We start from the raw sequence: 1,105 nt of genomic DNA on the forward strand, positions 1-1,105 counted from the left end.
TACAAATAGCGCTAATGAAAGGATATATGGCGCATTAGCATAGCGATATTTAGGGAATGCATGGATGGCTTTCCCGCTCAATTGGACGGGTGCGGCGAACATGTCGATATTCGGTTGGTCCGCGTGGATGTTACTCAATTTACCGGCGCCGCCTGAAAGTCCAGCCGCCAGCTCCTTGCTGCCATCTTTGATGGCACCTAAACCGCCATCCACTCGATGGACACCATCAGCTAAAGGGCCCCAACCAGTTTTTACGGTGTTCGTACCGTCACTTACCTGGATCATCCCCTCATTTAGCTTGTTTGCACCGGCTGTTAACTGATTCCAGCCAGCCATTACGGTTTGGTTACCGGCAGCTACGGCTCCGGTTCCGGCTGCAAGCTCACCTGTTCCGTCAGCCAATTTGCCTGAACCACTTGCTAGTTCATTACTTCCGGAAGCTGCCGAACCGATCCCATCGGAAAGTGCTGCCGAGCCATCGGCCAGTGTGCTCGTGCCTTCAGCCAATGCTTTATTGCCATCAGCCACCGAACGGGTACCGTCGGCAACCGCGCCTGAGCCAGCAGTCAAGGCTTCACTTCCTTCAGCTACTGAACGGGTGCCATCGGCAAGTGCTCTCGAGCCGTTTGCCACAGCGCCTGAACCATCAGCCAATTTCTTATTTCCTGAAGCTACTGAATTCGTTCCATCGGCCACAGCTTTCGTACCCTTGGCCAAAGCACCTGAATTATCAGCCAATTTTTCATTGCCTGATGCTACACGGCTTGTTCCATCGGCAACCTTTTCGGCACCAGCGGATAGTTGGTTTGCCCCTTGGACGACACCTTGGGTTCCTCCATATACCTTTTTTTGCCCTTCCAGCAACCCATTCAGTCCTGCCTCTAAATCAGTGGAGCCCTTTAAAGCGTCTTTCAGTCCCTGTGAAATTTGGTCCGTTCCCCCAGCCAAGGTTGGGGTTTGGCCAGCCAAATCGCTCAAACCTCCCGCGACCCTTTCACTTCCAGCTACTAACTGCTGATATTCAGGGCTGTCTTTAAGGCCTGGAACTTGTTCTCCAAGCTTTTTGATACCTTGCACTACATCCTTTGATTCCGGGGCCAACTGG

Annotated in this window: 1 pseudogene; it reads right to left on the minus strand. The window is 52.7% G+C overall.

Annotation, left to right across the window (positions count from 1 at the left end):
* Window positions 1-1,077: pseudogene (locus CVN76_RS03715) on the minus strand (hypothetical protein); the annotation flags it as partial.
* Window positions 1,078-1,105: the final 28 nt, after the last annotated feature.

This window comes from Bacillus sp. mrc49 (assembly GCF_002803435.1).